A 26,909-nucleotide genomic window follows, 5' to 3' on the forward strand; every position below is an offset into this window, starting at 1 on the left:
CCCGCTGGTTTGTCTTCTCGCCGTGAACCAGGAGAATGAAGACAAGGTCAGCAACCGGCTGCGCGAGAATTTGAAGCGCCCGCTCCAGATCGTCTCGATCTTCGCGCCGTCCGACATCTGGAGCGAACTCGACCGGCTCGACGCCGCCGCAGGGTCGCTGCATGGCTGAGGATAAACTCTTCAACTATTACGAACGCCAAGACGTTCTGCCGACGTTCGGCAATTTCAAATCGTCCGCCGCGCTCGAAGCCTATGCCGGCCAGCGACGGGAGTTGTTTTCGGACAAGCTGGTGCTGCCGCCGCGCCTGTTCCAAGACGCTGAGGTGCTGGAGTTCGGCCCCGATTCCGGCGAGAACGCACTGGTGTTTGCGCGGTGGGGAGCGAACTTGACGCTCGCTGAGCCGAACCGGCATGCGCACGCCAAAATTCACGCTTACTTCGCGCAATTCGGCCAAACGACATGTCTGCGTGAGCTTGTATCGTCGGATGTCGAGGCATTCCGCAGCGATCGTCGCTTCGACGTCATCGATGCCGAAGGATTCATCTACACGGTGCAGCCGACCGAAAATTGGCTCGGCATCTTTCACCGGTTGCTCAATCCGGACGGTTTCGCCGTCGTCTCCTACTATGAGCGCTACGGCGGCTTCTTTGAACTCGCACTCAAGGCGGTCCACGCGGCCGGCAAGGCGTTGACGGGCCGATCTGCGCTCAAAACCGCGAAGACGCTGTTCGAAGCGAAGTGGGACAGCATTCCGCACACCCGCAGCTTCGAATCCCGGCTGATGGACGTGCTCGAAAACCCCTTCGTCCGCTACCGCTACTTTCTCGATGCGGCGGCCTTGTGCACGGCGGCGCACGGTCAAGGATTTGATATCCATTCCGCGTGGCCATCTTATCACGACAGCCTTGCCGTCTACTGGCACAAAAAGGTCCTGTCCGGCGACGAGAAGCTGCAGCGCGCGACGCGTCACCTCGGTCGCAGCCGCCTCAGCTTCCTCGGCGGACGCAAGCTCTATCTGGTCGGCAAGGCCGAAGCCGTGGGGCGCGATCTCGGCTTCGATCGAAGCGCTGGTGCTCGATGTCGATAGGATGATCGACGATCCCTTCGGCGACAGCCTGCCGCGCGTAATTGCGAGTCTGGCCTCGCTGCGCGCGACGATCCGAAGCGCCCAGATTCTTGCCGACGACCCGGCCGAGCTCGAGGCCTTTGCCGCGACGCTCGAGAGCTCCACCATATCTTCAGCGCGATCGCGCAGCGGGATATGGCAGGGGTCACCGCCTTCACCCAATCCGATCAGGCGTTCCTCAACGACTGGGGACAGCCAGCGCATTTCCTCGTCGTCCGGAAGCGCGCAGCGGGAGCGTAGCACGTGAAGCCAGGAATTGGCATTGTCGGAACGGGCATGGTCGGCCAGATGTGCCACCTTGCCAATTTCGCCGCCAATCCCGCCTGCCGCGTCGTCGCGATCGCTGATCTCCGGCCTGATCTCGCTGCCGCAGCAGCACAGAAATTCGGCGTCTCGCGGATATACGGGACGCACCACGAGCTACTCGCGGATCGCGAGGTCTCCGCCGTCGTCGTCGTGACCAAGCGTCGCGCGACCGGCCCGATAGTCCTGGATGCGCTCGACAGCGGCCGCCACGTACTGTCGGAAAAGCCGATGGCTTACACGACGGACCAGGCTGCGTCGCTGATCGAAGCCGCGCGGCGACAAAACCTGGTCTATGCGATCGGCTACATGAAGCGTCACGATGCCGGCGTGGCGCGCGCACTGGCCGAGCTGGTACGCCTTCAAACGGACCAGTCGCTTGGGCGTATCGTCGGCGCGCGCGGCTGGTGTTTCGGCGGCCACACCGGCGGATCGCACGACACCTTTGTGATGACCAGTGAGGCTCGCCCCGATGGTCTTGAACTCTGGCAGGACGGTCCGGACTCCTAACGCACCGCCGGAGACTGAGACGGTGACAGCAAAAGGCCCGCCGGTCATACTGGCGGGCCTAGCACTCCTGGCGCACTGATCCGCAATTGAACCGGCAGCCGGGAGCATTGGGGGCTGGAAGAGCGAGACGTGCCATGTTCGGCTGTTAATGACAATGGGTGGAACCGTGAACTCCGGTAGTTATACGGAGTCCATTTTCGGAACGGGGTGTTCTACCGTAGGAACACCGGCGAGATTTAAACCCTAGTCATTTCAAGTTGCCCGGGATGGGCCGCAGTGGGGCTGGAACCGCGCTGCGGCTTTTCCGTATCCGGATCAGACGAAAGCTCCTGCGCCGGTTCACGCTGGCGGGCCTTTTAGCTTTGGAGCAACTGCGGCACGAGCAGCGGCCTTCAACGCCGCCTCGATGGTCTTGAGCCGCGTACCTCGAGGAGCTCTTCCCCTCTGCCGCTTGGGCTTCGATGATCTGGACGCTCTGGCAACTAGCCACAGATCGCTACCGCAGCTGGCGCATTCATACAGCTTCAGCTCGTAGCCTTTGACCACGGGGAAAATAGCTTTGAGCAGTCGAGCTTGGCTACAAACCGTGCATCCGGCTTCGCCGTTCACGATCGCCCCCTTTGGCCCAATGATAGGGAATTAGGACTGAGTCTCGATTCAGGAGCAATAGCGGTTCACGCTGGCGGGCCTTTGCCTTGGGACCAGCCCTCAATCAAGCCGCGCATAATTCGCGCGAACATCGTCGCCAGATCGAGCGCTTGCTCGCGGAGCATTTGCTTCGGCCTCAGCCGACGCGACGGCAGGTCGTCGAAGTAGCAGTAGACACTCCGACGACCATCAGCGAAGCGCACCTCGAAGCTGCCGGTGCCAGGCACGGCTTCGTGTTTGATGAGACGGACAGTCATGTCGCCATCGAAGCGCCGCGCCGGCGAGAGTCAAATCGTCAATCGGTGGTGGCTCGGCGCACGCGTGAGATACTGCGCGTCGTGGGTGTGGGAAAGTAAGAGGCGCAGCAGGCGCGCGGTTTCCGCCCGCTCATCTAGGAAGCAAATATCGTTTTTTCTTCACCTCGGCTGACGGATCGAACGTCGAACCGGACAGGCTTTCTCCAAATCGCGATCCTTTTTGCTTCCTCGATTGCATCCCGCTCGTTGAGGGCCTTAATTGGCAGGGCGTCGCACGCGAGCCCGCCCGGCTTCGTCACGTCGGGGAAATAACAGTCCATCATGAAATGAGACATGGGGAAGCCCCGCTAACCGCGCTCGCTCATCGTTCGCATGATCGCACGATTCGCCAAGGTTGCAGTGAGATAGGCAGACTACGTGCCGTGTTTGGCTACTTTTTGAGGATCAGCCGCAACTCCCGTGCCATGCGCCGTACCGATCCGATGTGTCGGCCGAGAGCTTCCGCTATTTCAGCGGCAGTCCGGCGGCGTGCCAGCCACGCTAGCCGTCTCTGTTCCGCCGCGGTCCACTCTTTGGCCTTGGGTGATTTCATTTCGAGATGATCTGACTGTCGCAGTCGGGGCGACATTGGGAAATTTCCGGGTGGTGCCGGCTCTTGACGGGTTGGCACGGCGGGGAGTCTGATCGTCGGCATGGGGCAGCATCAGCACGACTTCGACGAGCTCGCGCGCATGGAGCGCATCTGCCGGGATCTGGCAGAGGAAAGCGCCCTGCCCCTGGAGCGCGACGCGCTGCTCGATCTGGCAGCCAACTATCGCGCTGCTACCCAGGCGCTACTATAGCCGATTTGCCGTAGCGCGGGCTCGTCAATTTCCTGATAAGTCATTGAGATTGCTTGGCAGGAGTGGCAGGGCTCGAACCTGCGACCCCCGGTTTTGGAGACCGGTGCTCTACCAATTGAGCTACACTCCTACGAACCTGCGTCGCCGCGGCTCAGGGGCGCTTTCAAGCACAGGGGACGACCGGATTGCAAGGGAGAAGCGCATTGGGGCCGCTTGTTCACAGAGCCGCTTCTGGGCCAGTGTTGCGCCCGAACGACAAGAAACCGCACCCGGGAGCCCCCATGAACGCCCATGCCGCCACGACAGCTGCCTCCGTAGCCCGGACACCCGCCCTGCCGGACGCCCGTCCCGAAACCCTCGGCCTGTCGCGGCCCCGCCTGCAGGCGATGTCGGATGCGTTCAAGCGTGAGATCGACAAGGGAACCATCCCCGGCGTGACCGTTCTTGTGTGGAGAGGCGGTCAGGTCGGCTGGTTCGAGGCGCTCGGCAAGCAGTGTCCGGCGGGACCAGCGATGGCGCGCGATTCGCTCTTCCGGATCTTTTCGATGACCAAGCCGATCGTGTCGGTTGCGGTCATGGCGTTGGTCGAAGATGGACACCTTCTGCTGGGCGATCCCGTGGCCAAGTTCATTCCGGAATTCGCCAATCAGAAGGTCGGCGTAATCAGCGGCGGCAGGCTGGAGCTGATTCCGCCGAAGCGGCCGATGACGGTGCAGGACCTGCTCCGCCACACGTCTGGTTTGACGTATGAGCACCAGGGCGACGGCCCCGTGCACAAGCTCTATCAGGAATCCCGCGTCCGCAGCCGCAAGATCACCAATGCCGAGCACGCCGCCCTGGTGGCGAGCTTCCCGCTGGTCTGCCACCCCGGCGACGAATTCAACTACAGCCGCTCCACCGACATCCTCGGCCGCATCATCGAGGTCATCAGCGGCAAATCGCTCGGCGCATTCCTGACCGAGCGCATCCTTGCGCCCTTGCAGATGACCGAGACCGGCTTCTCGACCTCCGAGGCCAATGCCGGCAGGCTCGCCCAACCGTTCGAAGCCGATCCCTGGACCGGCGATAAGGTCGCGCTGTTCAACATGCTCGAGCAGCCGGTGATGGAATCCGGCGGCGGCGGTCTGGTCTCGACCACGATGGACTATGCCCGCTTCGCCCTGATGCTGCGCAATGGCGGCACCCTCGACGGCGCCAGGGTCATCGGCCGCAAGACGCTGGAGCTGATGGCCTCCGATCACCTCGGCCCTCACGTTCAGACCAACGGCACGCTGCTCCCGCCCGGCCACGGCTTCGGTCTCGGCTTCGCCGTGCGGCGCGAGGCCGGCATCGCGCCCTTCCCCGGCAGCGTCGGCCAGTATTTCTGGAGCGGCATTGCCGGCACGTTCTTCTGGATCGATCCGAAGGAGGATCTGTTCACGGTGTTCATGAGCCAAGGCCCGGGACAGCGTGATTTTACGCGGACCTTGGTGCGGGATCTGGTTTACGCGGCGGTGGATTGAGGTCTGCGATTGGGCGCGAAGTCTTGCTAGTCGCGACACCGTATCCACACACTCGCTGTCATGCCCCGGCTTGACCAGTGCATTCAGTACGCCGCAGCGGAAGTTCGTTCACATAACTTCCGCCGCGGAGTACTGGATCGCCCGCTTTCGCGGGCGATGACACCTGTCATTGGGCTAGCTGCACGCCCTTCCCGCGCGACGCCTCAACTAATCGTCGCGCCGCCGTCGATCACCATGGTCTGGCCAGTCATGAAGTCACCGGCTTTCGAACCCAGGAACACCGCCGCGCCTGCGATCTCGTCGGGAATGCCGATGCGCAGCAGCGGCGAACGCGAGGTCGAGGCCTTCAAATTCTCCGGATTGTCCCACAGCGCCTTGGCAAAATCGGTCTTGATCAAGCCGGGCGCGATGCAGTTCACGCGGATGTTGTGCTTGCCGTATTCGCAGGCGAGATTGCGCGCGAGCTGCATGTCGGCAGCCTTGGAGATCGCGTAGGCGCCGAGGATGGTCGAGCCCTTCAATCCGCCGATCGACGACACGATGATCACCGAGCCGTCCTTGCGCTCGATCATCTGCGGCACCACCATCGAGATCAGCCAATTGTTGGCGACGATGTTGTTGTCGAGAATCTTGCGGAACTGATCGTCGGAGATGCCGGCGAGCGGACCGTAATACGGGTTCGACGCGGCGTTGCAGACCAGCACGTCGATCCTGCCGAAGGCGCGGTTGCTCTCGTCGACGAGGTTTTGCAGATTCTCTTTCGATGAGATGTTGGCGGCGATCGCCACCGCAGTGCCCTTGCCGAACTTGCCGTTGATGTCTTTGGCGACCTGCTCGCAGACATCGGCCTTGCGCGAGGAGATCACGACCTTGGCGCCGTGCTCTGCCATGCGCTCGGCGATCGCAAGCCCGATGCCGCGCGTCGAGCCGGTGATGACGGCAACTTTACCCTTCATGTCGAACAAGGTCATGCTTTCCTCCCAGATTGGTCTTCGTATTCAATGTCATTCCGGTGCAATGCGAAGCATCGAACCCGGAATGACAATTCTCTCACGCGAGTTTCTTGACTTCCGGCCCCGACGGCTGATGCATCTCGGCATGGGCGTCATCGGCGATCCACGGCTGCTGGTTCACCATCGGCAGACGCCAGACCGAGCGCTCGGGGCTTGCGAAATAATCGAGCCGCGTGATCGAGACATTGTCGATATCGAACGACAGCGCCCGCTCGACCTGGCCGTCAAGTGCAAGGCCGATTGCCGCCTTGATGGTGCCGCCATGCGCGACCGCGATCACGTCCTGCCCGGCCGCCTCGTTGTTGATCCGCTCGATGGTCCGGCGCGTCCTGACATAAAGATCCATGAAGCTCTCGCCGCCGGGCACGGGCTCGTTGATATCAGCAAACCAGTTCGAGCCGAGGGGACGGCTGGCAATAAAAGCGGCGCGGTTCATGCCCTGCCAGCGGCCGAGATTCTGCTCGGCGAGGTCCGCTTCCCGCTGCATTGACGCGGGCCGCGGATAGCCCGCCTCCCAGATCGCTTCGGCGGTTTGATGCGTGCGCATCAGATTGCTCGAATACCAGACCGCCTGGCGTGGCAGCACCTTGGCAACGGCATTGAAGACGTAGGTGTCGCTGGTGTCGCAGGGCAGATCGCTCTGCCCGTAGATGTTGCCGCCGTCGTTTCGCACCGGCGCATGCCGGACCCACCACCACCGCGTCGTGATCACAGGCTTGTCTTCGGCTGCCATCGAAACCCTTCCATCTCGTGTGATGTCGCTGTACGTGAGGTGTGAACGTGTCTCAAGACACTTTACTGTTTGAAATCTTGTTTGAAATTCCGTCGCGCGGCAAGCGTCGCGTGCGAAGCAAAGGGAGAAACGCATGGGCCGCCTGCAAGGCAAATCCGTCATCATCACCGGCGCCGGCAGCGGCATCGGCCGCGCGGCTGCGCTCCTGTTCACTAGGGAAGGCGCCAAGCTGATCGCGGTCGATCGCACCGAGGCGGTGAAAGAGACCGTCGACGAAGTGAAGAAGGCCGGTGGCGTCGCCGAGGCGATGATCGCCGACGCGGGCTCCGAAAAGGACGTCATGGCGTTCATCGACAAGGCCGTGACGACCCACGGCCGGCTCGACGTGATCTGGGCCAATGCCGGCATCTCCGGCGGTCTCGTTCCGCTCGGCGAGCAGACCGTCGAGCATTGGCAGGAGGTGCTCCGCATCAATCTGATCGGACCGTTCCTCGCGGTGAAACATGCGATGCCGCATATGGTGAAACAGCAATCCGGCGCGATCGTGCTCACGGCGTCGGTGGCAGGCCTCAAGGCCGGCGCCAGCGGGCATCCCTATGCCGCGAGCAAGGCGGGCGTGATCAGCCTCGTGCAGACCACGGCCTATTCGCTCACCGGCACCGGCGTGCGCATCAATGCGGTGTGCCCCGGCCTGATCGAAACCGGCATGACCAAGCCGATCTTCGATCGCGCCAAGGAGCGTGGCACCCAGGACAAGATCGGCCAGCTCAACCCGCTAAAGCGCCCCGGCCAGCCGCACGAGCTCGCCGCGATGGGATTGTTCCTGGCGAGCGACGAAGCGTCGTATGTGAATGGGCAAGCGTTCCCCGTGGACGGTGGCCTGACGGCATCGATGCCGTATACGGGCAAGCCGGTCTGACACGTGCTCTCCGTGTCCCGGACGCGCTGCAGCGTCCTTACGCTGCTGCGCAGAGCCGGGATCGAGCAAGCAACCGAGTCCGCTGTGGCATGGGCCCCGGCTCTGCAGCGCACCGCACCGGACGATGCTTCGCATCGCCGGGGACGCTGCGCTGCGTCCGGGGCACGAGACGGTTGCTTTTGGGCACACCTGCATCAACACCGTCATTGCGAACGTAGCGAAGCAATCCAGAGTCTTTCTGCGGTGGCAGTCTGGATTGCTTCGCTACGCTCGCAATGACGGAGTGAGGTGCATCGGCATCGCCCTATTGTTTGCGTCTTCCTCTCAGACACACTTTCGCATCCTCGGGGCTCATCTCGCCCGAGTTTTGCTTCATCGTCTCACCCTCCTCTGAAAGAGGGCGCAGGGAAGACCGGGTGCAAGGCTGGCACCCGCGGTCCACTGTGCGATATCTGCGCTACAACAGGCTGCACGGCGGCATACAGGTGAAGCCGAAACATCCGGCCTTCCCTGCGCAGTGGTTTGACGGCTTATGTCGTGATCTCCCCGGGGAGCGATGCACTATTGCCCCCGTCGTCTCGCAGATGACTGATGTGCACGCCCGGTTGGACATCGCACATCATCACGAGCCTTGGCGCACAGGCTCCGGGCGCCAGGACCACACGTCTATATTTTGGCACTCGGTGAAACACGCCGAAACTAAGAAAACCCTTTCAAATAAGCGTTTTTGAACTAGCCTGAGGCGGGCTGTTTCAGCGGGCTTCACCAAAACAAGGGCCCGGCCCTAGAGCCTTTCAGCGTCCGCACGACAAACTGAAAGTCCCAAAGCCGAGCCCTTTGGTCCCAAGCCTTAGGAGCCGAAACCACATGGATACTATCACTGTCCCCTCCCCCGCCGGCAAGCGGGGCCGCAACAGCAGCGTCATCCTGACCGATCGCCTCTGCGAGAAGCGGGTCGCCAAGCGGACCAAGTTCTACGACCGCAAATGCCATGGCCTCTACGTCAGCATCACCGCGGCGGGGGTCGCCACCTTCTCCTTCAAGTTCACTGACCGGCAGACCGGCAAGCAGCGCACCGGCTGGCTCGGTATCTACAATCCCGAGACCTTCACCGTCGAGGATGCCCGCAGCAAGGTCTACGGCCTCAAGGCCATGGGCGGCGACGCGCTTCTCGAGACTTTCCGCGACCAGAAGACCGCAAAAGCGAAACGCGGCAAGACCGTCGCGGAGATCATCGACGAGCGCATCAAGTGGATGAAGACGCCGGTCAAGAAGCCGGACGGCGAGATGCGCCCCGGCTTGAGGCGTGGGAATATACAGCGAGCCACCTCAACCGTTTCATCCGGCCCCGCCTCGGCAAGAAGCTTGCCATGGAGGTCACCAAGCACGACATAGCGACACTGTCGAACGACATCGTCGCGGGCAAGTTCGGCAAGCCGTCCGTCAGCAACGCGCGCCACATGCGAAAGGCGGCCTCGGGCCTGTTCAACTGGGCGGCGGAAGCCGGTCGCGACTATGTCACGGCCAGCCCCTGCGTCAACCTGCCGAAGCTCGATCCGGAGCATCCCCGGACCCGCGTCCTCTCCGAGGACGAGATCAGGATATTCTGGCGTGGATTGGATCGCGACGACCTCCCCTATGATCGCCGGACGCGGCTGGCGCTCAAGTTCGAGCTGGTCACCATGCTGCGCTCTCGTGAATTGCTCGGGGCCCGTCGCGATGAGCTGTTCGACCTCGAGGGCGCTCATCCCCGCTTCGACGTCCCGCTCAAGCGCGTCAAGAAGAGGCGAGTGATCCAGCAGCCATTGTCCGATCTGGCGGTCGAGATCATCCGGGAAGCGCTGACCTCGGATGATCAGCAGTTCGTCTTCGAGAGCCCCATGTACAAGGGCCAACCGATCCATCGCAAGGCAATGGCCGACGCGCTACGTGGCACCAAGCACGAGAAAAACAAGGACAAGACCAAGACCGCCGCAATTTGCGAGCTACTCGGCCTCAAGCCGTTCACGCCGCACGATCTGCGGCGAACAGCGGCGACTCTGGCCGGAGATCTCGGCTTCGACGACGCCTGGATCGCGAAGTGTCTCGATCATGCCGCCAGCAAGAAGGCCGAGGTCGTCGTGCCGACCGTCACCGGCAAGGTCTACAATCATTCTACCCGCATGAAGGAAAAGCGGGCGGTGCTCAACGGCGTCGCGGCCGAGTTGAGGAGGATCATCGGTCCGCCAGTGCCAAAGGCCCTTCAGAAGATGCTGCAGACCGCGGTCTGATAGGAAGCCCCCGCGCGCGCCATGCAGGCAGCGGCCAGCCAGGAACAATGCATGCGCGGCGGCGGCGCGCGCTGCAGATGGTGCGGCACCAATTACTTTAGCGAGCTGCTGACTGATCCGAACTTGTCGTTTAGCGTGGTGCCGAGACTGTTGACGACGGTGATGATCGCCAGCGCGATACCGGCTGCGATCAAGCCGTACTCGATCGCGGTAGCACCATTTTCATCTGCAATGAAGCGACTAACCAAAGTCATTTCGAGCCCCTGCCATGGGTATTGATGGGCCCAAGGCTAAGCTTGCCGAATTTCTACTAGGTAAATTTCTCGACTCAAATGCAGTAAATCCCAAGCCTGTGGTCCCGACCGATGCAAATGGGGCACGGGCTTCATTGGTGGATCCGATCGCACCTCACCGCTTGCCCCACGGCTCGATGTCTGTGTTAGGCCGCCCCCCGTTCAGCGCTCGCATGATCCCGATGCGGCGAACATGACCGGCCTGCCGCCCTCGATAACCAGCACGGCATGCCATTCCGACTGGTTATCCTCGGTCTCAGTCGAGCACGCTCCATCTTTTAAGGATCAAGGACTTCCAAAGCACCTGCTTAAGAATCGCCAAATTTTGGTTCTCCCGACCGAGGAGATAGCGACAGCGCTTTGTTGCCGCTCAAGAGATAGACTCCACAGCCGGTCACAACTCCAAAGCTCCACATTTCTATAGGCAAAAAACCTAGGTGTCTGGCGAGAGTCAGAGCGGCCACGAACATACAAACGGAACCCAATACGCGAGTAATCATTCTCTGTACTTTCCTGTCCGCTTATTCATTAGGAATAAGTTCGCTCAGATGGAAGGAGCAGCTGGTCGGGCAGAAGCGGCTACAACCCAAAGTCGAATACATATGCACCTTGAGTGTTAATAGTTCGCTTATACAACTGATCCAAGTTCTGCTCAGAGGCCAAGTCACCGACCTTACGGCGATGGACCATCTCGCAGCACATAATTGTTCGCCTAGTAATCGAATCTGCGGAGTACTGTGTGATTTGCGGTCTACCTGCCCGCCCACCCCTAATCGGACCGAAATTACTTTCGACGGGCTACCCGCGTTTCTCCAAGACATTTCAGTCTCAGTTAATGATGGCGCTTCGTTTTCCGTAGTTCATTCGGCGAACCGCTGGTAAGCATTGTTTAAGAGATCAATTCCAGATTGTCGTTTCGACCGTGTGGAGAGCCGCAGCGATGCTCCTCCGGTTTCTCGCTGTGAGAAGCGCGTTCGGTGGCGACATCGCGGGAATTGAGATGAGAAGATCTGCGTTCGCCTTAAGGCAACGTTTAAGCAGCCAGAGGTTACTCTAGACTATCAAACTCGGGGCAGAAATTATGAGCGGCGGTTGTTTTGATCTGATGGGTCGCTTCCTGCGCGACCGACGTGGTAATATCGCCGTCATCTTTGCTCTTGCGGCCGTCCCGCTTCTGACCGCGGTTGGTTGTGCGGTGGACTACACGATGGCGACTCAGATCAAAGCCAAGCTGCAAAGCGCGGCCGATGCGGCAAGCGTTGGAGCACTGGCAGTAGGTTCGCCCGCGTATGTTGCGGCAGGTACAATGGCTGGCAGCGGACCAGTAGCCGCCGGCGTCACCGATGCGAGCAATATCTTCTATGCAAACCTCCGGAATGTCGCGGACTATACGAACTTACATGTCACTCCGACGGTCACTAAGACGAATTCGAACATCACCTCTCAAGTGACTTTCAGCGCTGACATGCCCACCACCTTCGTGAAGTTAATCGGCATAAACACGATCGCGCTTTCAGGTTCGTCACAATCGGTTGGTTCACTGCCGATGTATCTTGATTTCTATCTGCTGCTTGACGTTTCGGGGTCAATGGGGCTGCCCTCGACGCCAACAGAAGCTCAGCGAATGCAGGCAATTAATCCTGACAACTTCAGGCAATATCCCACCGGATGCACGTTGGCTTGCCATTTCTCGCCTCAAAATAGCGCATGCACGGACTCGGGGACGCAAGGCTATCCTACGAATAATTATTGCCTCGGTTACGCGATCTCCCGCGTCAGCCAGTCTGGATACACAGGCCTCCTCCAGACCAATAACAACAATCCGATGAGAAAGCAGCTTCCCAACAATATCGTCTCCGGCTTGCCGAATTCGCTCTACAACAATCTCCCCACAGTAGCGAACTGTCCGGCTACGGGCACCGATAATTGCATCCAGTTGCGGCTCGATGCGGTGGGTTATGCCGTGAACCAACTCTTTATTACGGCGAATAACAGCGAGAAGTTACCGCAGCAATTCCGGATCGGTCTGTATCCCTTCATCCGGTATCTCTATTCAAACTATTTTCCACTGACTTCGAGTATCAACGGCTCCTCAACAAATCCGTCCACCATCAACTATGCGGCCGCCAATCTGGCGTCTTTGCTTGACACCAATACAAACGCCAATCTCGGCTCGGGTGGCACGCACATCGATACAGCGCTCTCGTCGACGAACACCCTAATCAGCAGCGTAGGTAACGGCAGTTCCTATAACAATACCCTCCCTTATGTCTTCCTTATCACCGACGGTGCTCAGGACCCGCAAGTGAAAGGCGTTCCTAACGGCGGCTGGTCCGGCAGCAACCATGCCACGGTCATTAATCCCGCAACTGACTGCGCCCCACTCAAGAATAGGGGCATCATCGTGTCGGTTCTCTACATCCCTTACCAGCTAATCTCACCGGTCAATGCCAGCTTTGCAGGTGACGAGGACGATTACGCCAACAATAACATACCCAATATTCCCGCAAGCCTGCAGGGGTGCGCGTCGCCTGGCTTTTTCTATACCGCGAACACTCCGGCGGACATCACTGCTGCACTGAATGCGATGTTCAATCATGCCCTCGTCAATGCGCACATTACCAACTGAAGGACTCGTCATGAAATATAAGGCGAAGCCTTGGCGGCGCACTCAGCGCCTTCTAGCACGACTCATGCGAGACCGTAGCGGGGTCGCAGCGACCGAGTTTGCCATGATCGTCCCGATCATGCTCGTGTTGTTTTTTGGGGTAGTTGAGTTCACCAACGGCCTTGCTGCCTATCGCGCCGTATCCCTCATGGCGCATACGACCTCCGACCTTACATCGCAATCAAAGTCGGTTAAGGATTCGGACCTCACTAATTTCTTTTCAGCTTCGACGGGCATCTTATATCCTTACGCCACGAGTGCTACAGATCCGAATCTCAAGATGTCGATTGTCCAACTGTGGGTCAATTCGAGCCTGCAGGCACGAGTCCAGTGGGCGGTGAACAGCGATGGCTCGTTAGCGGCGTCGCCGGGAACGGTAGTAAACATACCAACTTCGCTTCAGGTGGCTAACACTTACGTGATCTACTCCAGTGTAGTGTACACCTACGTACCGACGATCGGCTACGTGATGAATAAGGAGGGAGTGGCCTTGAGCGACTTCGCCTACACCCGTCCACGGTTATCTCAGTGCGTGTTTTATAACCCCCCGAACCCACTTCCGACCACGTGCCCTCAAACCTGATGCGTGCGCTCTAGAATCGATCAGAAGAACAAACGATGTCGGAGGCGCGGCCTGATGGCGAATCGATTCGGGAAGACATCTGCTCGTAAGTTGAAAGAGAGAGGCGCGCGAACGCCAGGAGTTGTTTAATGCCATCGCCTACTTTTACTGCCTTGTTGGTTCGGCGCCGGCTCCGCCGGTTTCGCGTTAACCATCGGGGATCGGCAGCAGTGGAATTTGCGTTGGTCGCGCCGACGTTCTTTGCACTTTTGTTCGCCATTCTTGAGACGGGAATCCTGTTTCTCGCGGGGCAGTTGCTCGAAACGATTACATTGGATGCGGCTCGGACCGTCCTAACAGGTCAGGTCCAAGCCGCGTCTTACACCTCGGCGCAGTTCACCAACTACGTCTGCGGCAAGATCCCGGCGCTCTTCAACTGCAGTGGTATCTCCATCGATGTGCAGAACTATCCTTCGTTCACGAGCATCAATTTAAGTAGCCCGATAGATAGCAACAGAAACTTCGTCGGAACGAATCTTCATTTCAACCCCGGTGGCCCGGGAGATGTTGTTGTCGTGCGGTTGTTCTATCAATGGCCACAGATCGTTACCGGATTGGGTTGGAATCCGTCGAACCTGTCCGGCAACAAGCGATTGTTGGTCGGAACGGCTGTTTTTAAAAACGAGCCGTATTAGAAAGCGGCTTCATTGAGGCGCGACCATAGAACTAATTGACGCGATTTGGACCAAGGCCGGCAATCGCGTTGAGTGTGTAGCTGGTCTGCAGACAACGATTGCGACCTTTCCTCCAAGTCCCCTCCCTTTAGTAAATGGAAAAGTTTCGGTTTAATAAGAGGTATTTTTGCTAGCTCTGTCTGGCCGCGGTGATTGGCTCACTCAGCTTGTAGATGTGGTAAATGTCTGGCGAGGGCGTGTTCGTCTGACCCTTTCCCGTGTATACTTCCTCCACCACCCAACCCTGCTCGCGTAGACCATCAACGAGACCAAATTTCTCGTTCCACTCTTGAAGCGCTAACAAGTATTTTGGGTGGAATGATCGAGCGATCTCAGCGATCGCCTTTGACCTCAGCTCCCCGGCGCTTGGGTACGTCAGCCGCTTGTGAAACTCGATCGCGGCCGGCGTCTTCAGTCCTACGAGGTCGACAAGCCGAACATGCCCCGCATAGGCGACATAGCCAGCGTCATGCACCAATATTGTCGGTCGATCAGGCAAATTCTCATTGATCCAATGTACGGCGTCGGAAAGGCTTTTTTGATTGCCTGTTAGGTGTGTCCAGTAGTCGGAAAGTTGCCCACCGAAGGCCAATGGCAGAAAGAGAGCCGATATCCCGACAAATCGAAGGGTATTCGTGCGAGCTGCCGAACTGAGGCCGCACGCCACTCCAAAGAGTATGATCGGCGCAAATATGTAGAGGTATCGACTTCCATTATGGGAGAGGCCGCTAGGGAATTTCCAGAGATACGAGCCTATGAAAATGGTAGCGAACACGGCCAGAACGATCCCGACCGAGCGCGGCCGTATAAAGCGAACGCAGAGAAAAAGAGGGAAACAGGCAACCGCAGCTCGAGCCGTTGCCAACGATACGAAGCGCAATTTGTCCGGCCAATCTGCGTAACGGTCTGCGAAGTAGTAGGTTTTGGCGCCGACAGTGCTAGGCACCAGCGAACCCGTGTCGACCCAGTACCACATGAGGAACGGCACAGCGCTTAGAAGCGACGTCGCGCATGCAGCGATCTTGAAGCGGAGCGAATGACCGTTTTCGAGAAGCAGAATGAGCATCGACCCGACAGACAGAAGACTAAGCTCCGGCCGGATAAACGGCATGATCCCGCAAAGAAGGGGGAGCGAGATCGTCCGTCTCTTGTCTGTCAGCAGCTTGATGTTCCAGGCCACCGCAGCCATCGCGAGTCCGGTATCCATTCCATTCAGGAGCTGAAACAGCGTACCAGCAAAGATCAAGCCACCAACAGCGATTAGCATTGGCTCCAGGCGGGAGCATCCGACGTTGATGCAGGCGAGGAATAGACCGAGCACATATGCGACGCCGCAGAATGCGCCGAGCAAGTACAATGCCAGAGTGTCAGAAAAGACGACTTTCTCGATAGCCAGCAGCAGCGCGAGATGCACACCGCTCGTGGCTCCGACGAGAGCGGGAACTCCGATATAATTCTCATCGTGGCCCTCGTGAATAACCTGCGCATTGTGCAAGTTGATGAAGGCGTCATCCGTGGGGAATACGGCTCCTCCGATAATCCAATAGACTATCGCGAAAATCGCAGCTGTAGCGAATACGCAGGCCGCCACGGTCCCTTGACCTTTCAAAATCGGCCCCAAGTCGAGCAACCTTTATCTAGTTGGATGAGAAATTATCGCCTGAAGGCAATAATGCTTTCCTAACGGGCGACAAACCGACAGCGGCACTTAAGCTCGAAACCCTGGAGGCGTGGCTTGGCCCGGAGCGCCGCTGCGTGGTACCCTTCAACTCATTCCGCGAGTTCAACAAGGCCGAAGGCGGAGACATCTGGTTCGCTCTCAAAGAGACCCGCCTCCTCGCCTGCTTCGCGGCCATCTTGGCAAATTGGACTTCGGTGCGAAAGGTCAAAGAAGGCGAAACGACGAACGACTTGTACGCATTCCTAACGACCGAGCCCAATGCCGAGGTCGGCGCTATTCACCCGAAAGCGATGCCGGTCATCTTGATGCGGCCGGGCGTAGTTGAGACCTGGATGAGCGCTTCTTGGGATGAAGCCCAAATACTTCAGCGTCCGCTTGCAGACGGTGCATTGCGAATCGTGGCACGTGGCGTGAAGGAGGATCAGACTGCCATATGAAATGCGCTAACGCCCGCCCCTATGCCGAACCGGAAGCCGCCGCACGAAAGCTCATCGAGCTTGCCAGAAGCGTCCAGGTGATCAACGAGCATCCACATCGAGAAGATCAACGGTCCGTTCCTTTCTAAGACCATGCGAGCGGGTCGGAGTTTGGCGCCGGCATCAAGTATACGATCGAGAGAGGCTGGCTCGAGCCGCACGAAAGCGGCACCTATGTGCGGCTGTTATCGGCAGGTGCCGACCTGTTTCCGCATCAGTAGCGCCAGCATTAACGCCACATTATTTTCATTTTTTGGCGGAAACAAATTGGTGTTGTTGCATCATTTTGAGGACCGCATTCATGGCAAAAGAAAATTGCTTGGTTGTCCACGCAGCTGGAAGACAGTTGGATCTGCTGCGCGGAGAGGCTGCTCGCCTTGCGAAGGACAGCAAATTGGGATGGTGGACTGATCGCGCAGACATCGGCACCCGCTTCTGCTTTGAGGATGCAAAGGCGAAGGAAGCCTTCGCGTTGACCTGCGACAACTTCGGCATTCGGTGCCGAGACGGCTAGGCAAATCCGCTGGTCCTACTTCAACGTAATGCTGTCGACCCCCTGGCATGGCCGACATAAGTAGGCGTGTATCGCTTGCAGGCCGGCAATCTCTGGAAGCATCGCGAGGTACTCCATCGGCCGCCTGCATTCCTGGCAGAGGAGCACGGGTGGATTTTCATTGTTGCGGCCGCTTGCCATTTCACGCTCACTCAGAGCGCGGCAGCATAGTTTTGGGTGAGGCCGAGCACACCCCCGTTGGAATACCGAAGCCTATCGAAATTCGGCAGCCTTAACGTGAGGCTCGTCGCGCAAGACGGGGGACAACTACGGGACTTAAAGCACGCGCGCTAACATCGTCGCAGTTTTGTTCACAAGTGCACCATGCGAGGGAATGGATGCAGCCTACCTTCGCTGAGCGTCGGTTGGATTCGCCTCCGTTCCGAAGCTCAGGCGGCCTCAGCTCCTCACCCTTCCAGAGCTGAGGTCGCTCGCTCCTCCAGAATTAAGATGTGTAAACTTGGCCTTCTCCCGTCGCCGAGAGTTACAAGTGCACTCGACCTTCGGCTATCTCAGTCCTATTGAGTTCGAGCGCACGGGATTTTTTGGAAGCAGTTCGTTCCTGGGTCTCCGGTACGGCGCGGTGAGGAGCAGCAAAAAGGTCGCGCGCGCAGCCATGTACTGTGCCGCTAGTCGGCCGCGCTCAGTACCCTGCAGGATGATTTTACCAGCTTTGCCATAAACGCACCAACGCCAGCTGCGACCGCGCCGTGTGATCGAACTATCAAAGACAGGAAAATCCACATCGCTCATTGGAAGCATACTCATAAACAACCACCTAAAATAGCCACATTGCTCAACAAATATAATGGGATAACTTCTTTAGTGGCAGCGGAGTTCCTGCTCGCCATGAGATTGCTTGATGCTTGAAGTATTTTCGCGCATCTCTCTTCGAGATCGAGCCAAGGATTCAGTTGCTGGTCTATCGACCAAGGCCTAGATCGGCGCTCTGGAAAGCCCGCAAGTCATGTCATCCGCTTCGACTAACAAGATTGCGCTTTTCATCGATGGCGCCAATCTTTACGCGACGGCGAAAGCACTGGGCTTCGACATCGATTACAAACGCCTGCTGGAGGAATTTCACAGCCACGGAGAACTGTTTCGGGCATTCTACTATACCGCAGTTATCGAAGATCAGGAGTTTTCCTCGATTCGTCCCCTGCTCGATTGGTTGGACTACAACGGGTTCACGGTCGTCACCAAGGCGACTAAAGAGTTTGTCGATGCATCCGGCCGCCGCAAGATCAAGGGCAACATGGATATCGAGCTAGCGGTGGACGCCATGGAGGCCGCCGAACACATCGACCAGATGGTGCTATTCTCGGGTGATGGCGACTTCCGCTCGCTGGTCGAGGCCGTGCAGCGCCGCGGCGTGCGGGTCACGGTGATCTCCACTATCGCCAGCCAGCCGCCGATGATAGCCGACGAGCTGCGCCGCCAGGCCGACGTCTTCACTGATCTCGTCGAGTTGCAGTCCAAGCTTGGCCGCGACCCGTTTGAACGCCCGGCCCCACGTGATCGCGAACCGCGAGGACACATGTCGAAATATCTACAAGAGCCGAAAGGAAACGACCCTCGTGGCTAAGTAAGTCGCCCGTATCGACTTTGCGGCAGACCACTTCAATAGAACAGCATGACGTCCAAGCAGCCAGTGACGCGCAGACCAATTCCAGGATACGGCTAGCCCTCTCGCCGCGCCTATTTTCGAGACAATCCCTTGAACGAGCTCGCCCTCAGTAGGCCGTCTGAAGTGATGTCGTGAAATTCGATATCGGCATAAAACGTCGGCTCGACCCAAGTAGCCTTTGGTTTCTTGATGGGCTTTGTCAATTTTGCCTTTGGGCTCACCACCGTGTCGAGCTTCTTTCGGATCTCACTGGAAACCGTGCGAGACCAGCCGGTACCGACCTTGCCCATGTACACCAGTTCTTTGCCTTCCCTCTTGCCGAGGTAGAGGGCGGCGACACCTGTCGGATCCTTGATGAATCCGACCACAGGGAATTTTTCGCGCTGGACAGTTTTGATTTTCTGCCAAGCCTCGACCCTGTCCGAGCGGTAAGGTGCATCGATACGCTTTGATACGATGCCCTCATAGTTCAACCGCGCCGCAGCCTCGAACAGCGCCTGCCCGTTGCCTTCATGATGCTCGCTGTACAGGATGGGCGGATCGAGCATGTCGATCAGCTCTTTCAGCAACTCCTTACGCTTAAGCTGGGGCTTGCTCCGAAGATCCTCTCCATTGTGGAAGAGGATATCGAAGGCATAGAACAGCATCCGGTCTTGACGGCCTTTGGCCAAGTCTGCGTGCAGCTCGGAAAAGTTGGTCCGGTCCTCGTGGACCACGACAATCTCGCCATCGAAGACGGTTTGGCTCTTCAGCTTGAACGAGCTTGCGAGGCGCGAGAACCGTTTCGTCCAGTCGTGACCGTTGCGGGTGAAGATTTTCGTGGCGCCGCTGTTCACATGTACCTGCGCCCGATAGCCGTCATATTTGATTTCGTGAATCCATTGGGCACCTGAGGGAGCGTTGCTCTTCAGGGTCGCCAATTGGGGTTTAATGAACCCCGGCATCTCGGTACGCTTCGCCACTCTACGCAACTCACAAAAGCCCGCCGCCGGTGTTGGGGCCAGCGGCGGTCAGTCTACCTACCTTACTCAACGAGTCTCCAACTTCGGTGGTGCAGGCGTGTTCCATCCGTGAATACACCCAACCATCGCCTACAACCGCGAACACCTTTGCAGGTTGTGCTTTTGAGAACGCTTTCGAACAGCGCACGAACAGAATGTGATAAATTAGAACATCAATACCGTGGTCGCTTCAGTAGCTCCGGTAGTTTCGATATCGCCTTGGCAATCCGCCGCGCCTCGTCACGGGTACCCTTGGCCAATAGAAACGACGGATGCCGGTCACCCGCATCGCATTGGCACAAAGTGCGCTCTCCTCGCGCCGAGATTGTGCTTCTCTACGATACGCCTCGCCGATCTTTCCAGCCCCAAGCTTTCTAAGCTTGGTGAGAACGTAGAAAGCCCGGGCGCGGTCAGCAACTTCGTCGGGGCCGGCTAACGAGCAAGATAGCCGAGACGATGGACGCAGAGGAAGATCGGCAACGGGCTTTAGAGCTGGGGCGCCGCTTAGCAGAGCATGCTTCTGCACATGAGCTTGCGACCATGGTCAGCGGCTCGTTCGATGATATCTCTGCCATCCGATCATTTCGTCGGCGGCTTTCGCGAGGGCGTGTTGGGGCGGTGCCTAGGTCTCCCTCAGCACAAGGGCGCCCGGATGGGGACCAAGCGCCCTTGCACCCCCATCGTTGGCCGATCCAAGTGTGAGTTCTAAGGGGTCGTGGACAAGCCGACGAACGCTGGATTACCGAGCGAATCAATAGGCGAGTCCCTTGCCGCAATTGAGGCGGCTGCATCTACAACGATCCGGCACGGACTTCGCTCGATCATGCCGACGCAGACGCGCACTGCAACGCCTACCGATGGTGCGCAGCAATGCACCGGCTATGAGGCCAATTGCATCGGCGACATCCAACGCGCGTCAAGCTTCTCAGCAAGGCTGATGTCAAAGGTCGCCCCGCAAACGACGCCACAATTAACAGCACAGCGGACGTTAATGCACGTCGAAGTGCATTTGGTTCCCCGCAAATACTTAATAAATATGAAGAATTGGCGCTAGATATCTGAGCCGAGTGTTGCGGCCAAGCTACATCAACCTTCAGGCGAACGGGATAGTTTTGATTCCTCTGGTGGGCGCTGTGACTTTATTGAACTTCTTCTGGGGAGATTCTGGTAATGAAAAAGCTTCTGATTGCCGCGGCCGGGATGGTGGCCGTGGGTCTATCCGCCCCCGCGTCGGCGGCTGATCTAGCGGCCCGTCCCTACACCAAGGCGCCACCGCCTATGGTAGCTCCGATTTACGACTGGACCGGGTTCTACATCGGTGCCAACGGCGGTTGGGGTCAAAGCCACCAATGCGTGGACTTCGTCACGCTCGCAGGAACAGTCGCGGGTGGTTGCGCTGACCGCTCCGGCGCTCTTGTCGGCGGACAGATCGGGTATCGCTGGCAGACCAATCAGTTTGTGTTCGGATTGGAAGCACAGGGCGATTGGGCCGACATGAAGAATACGCGCGTCACTGTGATCGATCCGCTGATCTCAACTACAGGAAAGACAGATGGGATCGGCCTGTTTACGGCACAGCTTGGTTGGGCCTGGAATGCGTCGTTGTTCTACGTGAAAGGAGGCGCAGCCGTCACCCACAACCGCTTTGACATATTCAACAACGTCACTGGTGTCGGCTTGGCCTCGGCAGGTCACACGCGCTGGGGTGGTGCACTCGGTGTCGGCTGGGAATATGGCTTCGCGCCCAACTGGTCCTTCGGTGTTGAATACGACCACCTCTGGATGGGTCGTGATAATGCATCGTTCGCCGGTTTTGTTACGCCCGGTGGCGTCACCGTCCTGGGCGACGGGATCAAGCAGGATGTCGACATGGTCACCCTTCGCCTGAACTACCGCTTCGGCGGGTATGGCGTCCCGGTCGCCGCCAAATACTGAACATTCAAACAACGCAAAGCAAAGCCCCGGCTCGCCGGGGCTTTTTTTGCCAAACGTCGATACGGCTGCGGACGGTAAGACCAAAAGCGAAAGCGTTCACGGCGTGCTCGTTCAAAAAAATGGACAAGTTGCGTTGGCCTCGTCCGGCAATCGCTTTGCTTAGTGAGCGCAAGCCAGTGGGTTCTCGTCCATCGATCTTTCCGTGGCCGCGAGCATTAGCGGGCGCTATCGGCATGTTCCTTGAACTCGAGCAAGGGTATTCGGTGGCCTTGTGCGCGTTTCGCCATAGCCGATGCGACGCGCCGTCGCGACGCTGCCGAGCTCGCGAGCTCATCTGCTAGGCCGAACAAGTTTTCTGGGTAGGCTCGCAGCGTGGGAGTGCTGCAGATCAAAACAACATGCTCCATCACGGCACCTCGACGCTTCACAAATTCTTCCCCCCCCTAGGAGACCAGTTGACTTAGATCAAACTGCGCCAACTCCGACGCGACCAACTACTCGGGGGCGCAGTCTCAGGAGCTTGCAATGACAAGAACGACAGCCATCGCAGCACTCGCCTTTTTGATGACCACCTCGCCTCTCGTCCTCGCCGCAGAGACATCGCCGATGGCGGGATCTGACGGTCCTAGCGCAGCAGACTTGAAGAGTTTGACGGATATGCGCGTCGGCATCATCAAGGCTGCTCTCCAGCTGACGGCGGATCAGGAAAAATATTGGCCAGCAATCGAAGACGCAATTCGCAACAGGGCGACAAACCGGCAGGCGAGATTGCAGCGGATAGTCGAACTGCACGACGAAGCCGTCGATCCCCTCAAGGACAGTAATCCCGTCGAGCTCATGCAACGCAGAGCGGATCGCCTCATCCAGCGTGGCGACGACCTCAAGAAACTCGCTGCTGCCTGGGAGCCTCTCTACAAAACCTTAAGTGAAGATCAGAAGAGAAGAATGTCTTTTGCGTCGTATGTTGTCATGCGCGGAATGCGCGATGCGATCGAGCATAGTCTCGAACCTGAAAACGAAGACGACTGATCGCCGGCTGAAGTCCTGCGCCAGAGCTGCCATTTTGCCGATGAGTTCCCGCGTTCATGAAGCGCGCGCGTCGTTTTCCTCGTTCGCCCGCTTTTCTTGATCTACGTCAAACGCAAACGTCCCTCGCCGATCTCGTGTGTAGCGGAGGAGGACCAACGCATGCAGTTCGTCAGGAGAATGGTCGTCACGGGAGCGTTCCTCGCATCGCTCGGCGTCGGCTCGCCAGCATTCGCGCAAACGGCGGATCAGCCATCACCGGCGACGAGTTCAGCGCCCGCACCAGTTCCCGACCAAGGAACCCTCAAGCCCGCGGAACTGGAAGCCTTGGTTGCGCCGGTCGCCTTATATCCTGACACGCTGCTGTCGAACGTCCTCATGGCATCCACCTATCCGCTTGAGGTGGTGCACGCGGCGCGCTGGCTGGACCAGAACAAGGACCTGAAGGGAGATGCCCTCATGACCGCGGCCGAGAAGCAGGAATGGGATGCGAGCGTCAAGGCTCTGATCGCGACACCCTCGGTCCTGCAGATGATGAACGAGCATCTCGAATGGACGCAGAAGCTCGGCGAGGCCTTCCTGGCGCAACAGCAGGCTGTCATGAATGCAGTGCAACGGCTGCGCTCGAAGGCTTACGACCGGAAGAAGCTTGTGACGACGAACGAACAGACGGTCACCGTTCGAGAAGACTAGAACCGGCAGTTGATTTACATCGAGCCGGCTGCTCCTGACAGCATCTATGTTCCCTATTACGAACCTCAGGTCGTGTTCGGCGATTGGCCTTACTCCGACTATCCGGCATACCCCTACTATTGGGGTTACCCCGGCTACATCGGCGCGGGCCTGAACGCGACCGGTGTGGCGTTCGGTGCTGCTTACGCACTCGGACGATGGGCAACGGGCGGTTATTGGGGAAGCGGCGGATGGTGGGGCGGCAGTCGCGTCAACTGGGGCGGCGGAGCGATCGACATCAACCGGGGGGCTCGTGTCGAGCACTGGCGCCACGACACAAGGCACCGCCAAGGTGCACGCTATAACAACTCCAATCTTCAGCAGAGATTTGGCAACGCCAATCGTCCCCAAGGCGGGCGGCAAGGATTGGGCAATGCCACCAATCGCCCAAATGCAGGCAACCGTGCGCAGCGAGCGGACCGCCCGCAACGCGCCGACCGCGGCCGTGCGACAAACCGGCAGGCGGCAGCTAACAGAGGTGCCGGCAATCGACAGGCCCGCAATCGCTCCAGCGCCGGCCGACACGCGCGCTCGGGAAATCGCGTTGCGCATCGCGGCGGGTCGCGGGCTGGCCATTTCAGACCCGCCGCTGGCCGCGGGGGAGCCGCGAGATTCGCGGGAGGCGGACACCGTGCAGCAGCATTCCGGGGTGGCGGTGGCGGCCGGAGCTTTCACGGAGGCGGCGGTGGAGGGTTCCGCGGGGGCGGTGGTCGTGGCGGCGGGGGCCGAGGTGGCGGCGGGCGCCGGTCGGACATCAACTTGAAGCACGACGTTGTGCTTCTCGGTTGGCTCGACAACGGTCTCGGCTATTACCGCTTTGCGTACAATGGCAGCGATAAGGCCTATGTCGGAGTGATCGCGCAGGAAGTGCAGGAGGTCAGACCGGATGCAGTTACACGCGGCGAAGACGGCTACCTGCGCGTCTACTATGAACGGCTCGGCCTCACGTTCACGTCGTATGAGAGTTGGGCCCGCGGTGGAGGCGTCATACCCAGATCCGCCGGCTCACCACCAGCAGGGAGAAGTCACCTCTAGGCATCGAGTTGCGGGACCGGCCAGGGCACATGCGCTTTGACTGCCGGGCCGGTCAGCAGCGAAGGTGATCTCACGACCGGGTCGGACTTCCGATGTCACCATTCTTGCTTCGCGAGGTGGCCCTGGCGCCTCAGTGAGTTCGTAAGCCCGACCATCGGACTATAGGGATCCCGGATGTCCTCTCAAAATGAAGTCGCCACGAACGCTCCAGAATATGCGGCGTCCTCATCCGTCTGGGCACCTTTCGCCAGCCGCGCATTCGTCTGGCTGTGGCTTGCCAACGCGGTGTCTGCGCTGGGCACTTGGATCCAAAATGCCGCCAGCGCGTGGATCATGACGGACCTGGCGCCGAGCCCCATAATGGTGAGCTTGGTGCAGGCGACGGCGCAACTGCCTGTGCTGCTTCTCGCCCTCCCCGCCGGCGCCATTGCCGATTTGATGGACCGCAAGCGCCTGCTGATCATTACGAACATCCTGATGTTGGGGGCCTCTGCTATCCTCGCGGTTGTCGCAGTCGTGGGACGCATTGATCCCGCAATGCTCTTGGTGCTGAGCGTCCTGCTCGCTATAGGCGCCGCGCTGAACAGCCCTGCATGGGCAGCCTCGGTGCCTCTCACGGTATCGCGCAGGTCGCTGGCGCAAGCACTGGTTCTGAACTCGGTCGGGTTCAATATCGCCCGCGCCATCGGACCTGCCCTGGGTGGCTTGATACTGGCAGCTTCAGGCGCGACGGCTGCCTTCGCAGCAAATGCGGCGTCCTTCGCTTTCGTTGCTCTCGCGGTCGGAGTGTTTCTGACGTTCCCGAGAACTCAAGCGACGAACAACGTCCCGCCCGAGCCGTTCGGGTCGGCCATGCGCATCGGCCTCGCCTATGCATTCGCCGAGCCGGTGGTGCGTAGCACGCTCTTCCGATCAGCGGCGTTTTTCGGCTGCGCGAGCGCGATCTGGGCCCTGCTACCATTGTATGTCGGTGAAGTGCTTGGATTGTCTTCCGCATCTTTCGGCTTGATGATGGGCGTCATCGGCACCGGTGTGGTGCTGGGCGGCTTGATGATGCCTGCGCTGAACAGGTTTTTTCCACGCAACAACCTGATCCTTTTGGCCGGCGCTTGTTGCGGCCTTTCACTAGTCCCTCTTGCTCTTGTCCCAACTGCCACGATCGCCTTCATCGCGCTGTTCGTGTTCGGCATGGGCTGGATCGTCGGCGCCTCGAACCTGCAGGCAACGGTACAATTGGCAGCGGCGCCGTGGGTTCGAGCTCGCGCGCTGGCGCTGTACCAAGCGGTCTTTAACGGCGGCATGGGCTTGGGAGCCATCTTTTGGGGCTGGCTTGGTGATCGTGTCGGTCTGACAGAAACGATCCTGATAGCCGGGTTCGCTGGTGGTGCCATTGCGATCCTCACGCGGGCGATCCATCTGCCGCCTGAGATCGACGATCCGTCGGCCTCGGCGATAACCGATCCGCCTTCGTTATCGATTGCCGAAGAGATAAGACCGCTTCTGCACAGCTCTCGGCATAGACTGCGTGCTGCCGTGAGCTACCGCATTGATCCGTCTGATGTCCCGGCGTTTCGCGCAGCCATGACGGACGTTCGGCTGTCTCGATATCGTGACGGCGCAGTCGGCTGGGCCTTATCGCGTGATGTCAGTGACCCGACGGGTGGAGACATTTGTCATCCGTGATTGGCATGAGCTGCAACGAGGAATCGATCGCCTCAATTTTGCAGATGGCCGTAGCTCGTGCGCGCTCCTACCATCGCGGTCAGCATCTTCCCCGCGTAACCTTACTGCTGCAAGAATAGGGCCGGCGACGAAAGGCCATGCGGCGCGTTCGACGAGCGTTTTCGACTTGATTTAGACGCTGACGACGGGCGGATCGTAGTCTAGCAGGTCCCGTCGAAGAACGCCCGCTACGGCGGATGGCCATAGCGCCTCGCGGCGCGCCCCGCCCGCACCTGGCTTACAGCGGCAGTTGTCCCTGATCCTCGGACCAGTCGATGATCTCGAAGTACATGCCCCGGTTCAGCATTTCCGTTTCGAGGTTTGCTGCGTGCTCTCTCCAATCACGGGTTTCGCGAACCCGGAAACGGGGTTTGTCTCCGGCGGCCTTCTGCGCATTGTCGGACGCTAATGCTGCTCGAATGCCCTCGTACATCATGGTGAGGCTGTCGTTCGTGAACGCGTGTAGCGCGGCAATCTGGGTAGGAAGTGCGCGGCGATCAGGATGGCGAGGCAGTGTCGCGGCCTGATGATGATTGCCGCGATGATTGTCGCGCGCAAGAGTTTTGTTGAACTCTGATTGTCGCGCAGCGTCAATCAGCGACGGTTTTGGGTGTCGCGTGCGATGCCGGCCGTCCTGGACCGCGTTTTCGTTCGAGGGCGGTTCGTCTGCGATAGCTCTCGACGTTCATCTCGACGATGGTGGCGTGGTGAACGAGGCGATCGATAGCGGCGAGGGTCAT

28 protein-coding genes, 1 tRNA gene and 2 pseudogenes are annotated in these 26,909 nt (G+C 59.1%); 22 read left to right on the forward strand and 9 right to left on the reverse strand.

Annotated elements, in window-relative coordinates:
- The first annotated feature begins 22 nt into the window (after positions 1–22).
- From L6637_RS42690 to L6637_RS35625, 4 genes are read left to right on the forward strand one after another with little or no spacing between them, the layout of a single operon-like run.
- The gene (locus tag L6637_RS42690; protein ID WP_237861426.1) at positions 23–169 is read left to right on the forward strand and encodes a hypothetical protein; all 147 of its coding nucleotides are present in this window, start codon (positions 23–25) and stop codon (positions 167–169) included.
- Positions 162–1,088: a class I SAM-dependent methyltransferase gene (locus tag L6637_RS35615; RefSeq protein WP_237861425.1), complete on the forward strand. Its 927-nt coding sequence runs from the start codon at positions 162–164 to the stop codon at positions 1,086–1,088. Before L6637_RS42690 ends, L6637_RS35615 begins: the two co-directional genes overlap by 8 nt.
- A 1-nt stretch (position 1,089) precedes the next feature.
- Positions 1,090–1,374 (forward strand): hypothetical protein, encoded by a 285-nt coding sequence (locus L6637_RS35620; protein WP_237873574.1) that lies wholly within the window; start codon positions 1,090–1,092, stop codon positions 1,372–1,374.
- On the forward strand, positions 1,371–1,940 hold the full coding sequence (locus L6637_RS35625) for a Gfo/Idh/MocA family protein (protein ID WP_237873576.1): 570 nt from the start codon (positions 1,371–1,373) through the stop codon (positions 1,938–1,940). Before L6637_RS35620 ends, L6637_RS35625 begins: the two co-directional genes overlap by 4 nt.
- Positions 1,941–2,614: 674 nt before the next feature.
- Here L6637_RS35625 and L6637_RS35630 read toward each other — a convergent pair.
- Positions 2,615–2,845, reverse strand: coding sequence for a hypothetical protein (locus L6637_RS35630; RefSeq protein ID WP_237861421.1), 231 nt, complete (start codon positions 2,843–2,845; stop codon positions 2,615–2,617).
- Between the two features lie 692 nt (positions 2,846–3,537).
- Here L6637_RS35630 and L6637_RS35635 point away from each other — a divergent pair.
- Complete coding sequence (locus L6637_RS35635) at positions 3,538–3,687, forward strand: hypothetical protein (RefSeq protein ID WP_237873577.1); 150 nt, start codon at positions 3,538–3,540, stop codon at positions 3,685–3,687.
- Between the two features lie 54 nt (positions 3,688–3,741).
- On the opposite strand, the gene L6637_RS35640 is transcribed toward L6637_RS35635, so the two are convergent.
- Positions 3,742–3,817 (reverse strand) — tRNA-Trp (locus L6637_RS35640).
- 151 nt (positions 3,818–3,968) lie between these two features.
- Here L6637_RS35640 and L6637_RS35645 point away from each other — a divergent pair.
- On the forward strand, positions 3,969–5,189 hold the full coding sequence (locus L6637_RS35645) for a serine hydrolase domain-containing protein (RefSeq protein ID WP_237861389.1): 1,221 nt from the start codon (positions 3,969–3,971) through the stop codon (positions 5,187–5,189).
- Between the two features lie 203 nt (positions 5,190–5,392).
- Here the strand turns inward: L6637_RS35645 and L6637_RS35650 are convergent, their stop codons facing one another.
- Both L6637_RS35650 and L6637_RS35655 read right to left on the reverse strand, forming a co-directional pair.
- Entirely contained in the window at positions 5,393–6,160 is a 768-nt protein-coding gene (locus L6637_RS35650) for an SDR family NAD(P)-dependent oxidoreductase (protein WP_237861388.1), read from the reverse strand.
- Between the two features lie 79 nt (positions 6,161–6,239).
- Positions 6,240–6,935, reverse strand: a complete 696-nt coding sequence (locus tag L6637_RS35655) for a histidine phosphatase family protein (RefSeq protein ID WP_237873578.1) — start codon at positions 6,933–6,935, stop codon at positions 6,240–6,242.
- Between the two features lie 133 nt (positions 6,936–7,068).
- On the opposite strand from L6637_RS35655, the gene L6637_RS35660 reads away from it, so the two are divergent.
- From L6637_RS35660 to L6637_RS35670, 3 genes are all read left to right on the forward strand, one after another.
- On the forward strand, positions 7,069–7,854 hold the full coding sequence (locus L6637_RS35660) for an SDR family NAD(P)-dependent oxidoreductase (protein ID WP_237861385.1): 786 nt from the start codon (positions 7,069–7,071) through the stop codon (positions 7,852–7,854).
- 867 nt (positions 7,855–8,721) lie between these two features.
- Complete coding sequence (locus L6637_RS35665) at positions 8,722–9,249, forward strand: Arm DNA-binding domain-containing protein (RefSeq protein WP_237873579.1); 528 nt, start codon at positions 8,722–8,724, stop codon at positions 9,247–9,249.
- Entirely contained in the window at positions 9,225–10,124 is a 900-nt protein-coding gene (locus L6637_RS35670) for a site-specific integrase (RefSeq protein WP_237873582.1), read from the forward strand. Before L6637_RS35665 ends, L6637_RS35670 begins: the two co-directional genes overlap by 25 nt.
- 92 nt (positions 10,125–10,216) lie before the next feature.
- Here the strand turns inward: L6637_RS35670 and L6637_RS35675 are convergent, their stop codons facing one another.
- A complete protein-coding gene (locus tag L6637_RS35675) occupies positions 10,217–10,378 on the reverse strand; it encodes a Flp family type IVb pilin (RefSeq protein WP_237873584.1) in 162 nt (53 codons plus the stop codon).
- 1,120 nt (positions 10,379–11,498) lie between these two features.
- Here L6637_RS35675 and L6637_RS35680 point away from each other — a divergent pair.
- The 3 genes from L6637_RS35680 (at position 11,499) to L6637_RS35690 (ending at position 14,342) form a co-directional block, all read left to right on the forward strand.
- Positions 11,499–13,046 carry a TadE/TadG family type IV pilus assembly protein gene (locus tag L6637_RS35680; protein ID WP_237873586.1) on the forward strand — a complete coding sequence of 516 codons (1,548 nt, stop codon included), beginning with the start codon at positions 11,499–11,501 and terminating at the stop codon, positions 13,044–13,046.
- A 64-nt stretch (positions 13,047–13,110) separates the two neighbouring features.
- Complete coding sequence (locus tag L6637_RS35685) at positions 13,111–13,668, forward strand: TadE/TadG family type IV pilus assembly protein (protein WP_271605679.1); 558 nt, start codon at positions 13,111–13,113, stop codon at positions 13,666–13,668.
- A gap of 128 nt (positions 13,669–13,796) precedes the next feature.
- The gene (locus tag L6637_RS35690; protein ID WP_237873591.1) at positions 13,797–14,342 is read left to right on the forward strand and encodes a TadE/TadG family type IV pilus assembly protein; all 546 of its coding nucleotides are present in this window, start codon (positions 13,797–13,799) and stop codon (positions 14,340–14,342) included.
- Between the two features lie 169 nt (positions 14,343–14,511).
- Here the strand turns inward: L6637_RS35690 and L6637_RS35695 are convergent, their stop codons facing one another.
- Positions 14,512–16,011: a hypothetical protein gene (locus L6637_RS35695; RefSeq protein ID WP_237873592.1), complete on the reverse strand. Its 1,500-nt coding sequence runs from the start codon at positions 16,009–16,011 to the stop codon at positions 14,512–14,514.
- Positions 16,012–16,089: 78 nt separating this feature from the next.
- Between L6637_RS35695 and L6637_RS35700 the strand changes: the two are divergent.
- The 3 genes and pseudogenes from L6637_RS35700 to L6637_RS35710 form a co-directional block, all read left to right on the forward strand.
- Positions 16,090–16,499 (forward strand): annotated as a pseudogene (locus L6637_RS35700) (SOS response-associated peptidase family protein); the annotation flags it as partial.
- A gap of 340 nt (positions 16,500–16,839) precedes the next feature.
- Positions 16,840–17,052 carry a hypothetical protein gene (locus L6637_RS35705; protein ID WP_237873593.1) on the forward strand — a complete coding sequence of 71 codons (213 nt, stop codon included), beginning with the start codon at positions 16,840–16,842 and terminating at the stop codon, positions 17,050–17,052.
- Between the two features lie 1,006 nt (positions 17,053–18,058).
- Entirely contained in the window at positions 18,059–18,676 is a 618-nt protein-coding gene (locus L6637_RS35710) for a LabA-like NYN domain-containing protein (protein ID WP_237873594.1), read from the forward strand.
- Between the two features lie 113 nt (positions 18,677–18,789).
- Here the strand turns inward: L6637_RS35710 and ligD are convergent, their stop codons facing one another.
- Entirely contained in the window at positions 18,790–19,680 is an 891-nt protein-coding gene (gene ligD, locus L6637_RS35715) for a non-homologous end-joining DNA ligase (RefSeq protein WP_465251702.1), read from the reverse strand.
- Between the two features lie 754 nt (positions 19,681–20,434).
- Here ligD and L6637_RS35720 point away from each other — a divergent pair.
- The 7 genes and pseudogenes from L6637_RS35720 (at position 20,435) to L6637_RS35740 (ending at position 26,130) form a co-directional block, all read left to right on the forward strand.
- Complete coding sequence (locus L6637_RS35720) at positions 20,435–20,773, forward strand: hypothetical protein (RefSeq protein ID WP_237873595.1); 339 nt, start codon at positions 20,435–20,437, stop codon at positions 20,771–20,773.
- A 116-nt stretch (positions 20,774–20,889) separates the two neighbouring features.
- Positions 20,890–21,654 (forward strand): outer membrane protein, encoded by a 765-nt coding sequence (locus L6637_RS35725; RefSeq protein WP_237873597.1) that lies wholly within the window; start codon positions 20,890–20,892, stop codon positions 21,652–21,654.
- Positions 21,655–22,179: 525 nt separating this feature from the next.
- Positions 22,180–22,683 (forward strand): Spy/CpxP family protein refolding chaperone, encoded by a 504-nt coding sequence (locus tag L6637_RS35730; RefSeq protein WP_237873599.1) that lies wholly within the window; start codon positions 22,180–22,182, stop codon positions 22,681–22,683.
- A 177-nt stretch (positions 22,684–22,860) separates the two neighbouring features.
- Positions 22,861–23,694 (forward strand): annotated as a pseudogene (locus L6637_RS42695) (DUF3300 domain-containing protein); the annotation flags it as partial.
- A gap of 91 nt (positions 23,695–23,785) precedes the next feature.
- Complete coding sequence (locus tag L6637_RS42700) at positions 23,786–24,175, forward strand: hypothetical protein (RefSeq protein WP_338076887.1); 390 nt, start codon at positions 23,786–23,788, stop codon at positions 24,173–24,175.
- Complete coding sequence (locus L6637_RS42705) at positions 24,172–24,447, forward strand: tail fiber domain-containing protein (protein ID WP_338076886.1); 276 nt, start codon at positions 24,172–24,174, stop codon at positions 24,445–24,447. Before L6637_RS42700 ends, L6637_RS42705 begins: the two co-directional genes overlap by 4 nt.
- Positions 24,448–24,621: 174 nt before the next feature.
- Positions 24,622–26,130 (forward strand): MFS transporter, encoded by a 1,509-nt coding sequence (locus L6637_RS35740; protein ID WP_237873601.1) that lies wholly within the window; start codon positions 24,622–24,624, stop codon positions 26,128–26,130.
- Positions 26,131–26,407: 277 nt separating this feature from the next.
- Here L6637_RS35740 and L6637_RS35745 read toward each other — a convergent pair whose 3' ends face one another.
- Positions 26,408–26,605, reverse strand: a complete 198-nt coding sequence (locus L6637_RS35745; protein WP_237873603.1) for a hypothetical protein — start codon at positions 26,603–26,605, stop codon at positions 26,408–26,410.
- A gap of 154 nt (positions 26,606–26,759) precedes the next feature.
- A partial coding sequence (locus L6637_RS35750; protein WP_237873606.1) for an ATP-binding protein occupies positions 26,760–26,909 on the reverse strand: 150 nt, incomplete at its 5' end.

Origin of the sequence: Bradyrhizobium zhengyangense, assembly GCF_022012435.1 — a bacterium.
GTDB lineage: Bacteria > Pseudomonadota > Alphaproteobacteria > Rhizobiales > Xanthobacteraceae > Bradyrhizobium > Bradyrhizobium zhengyangense.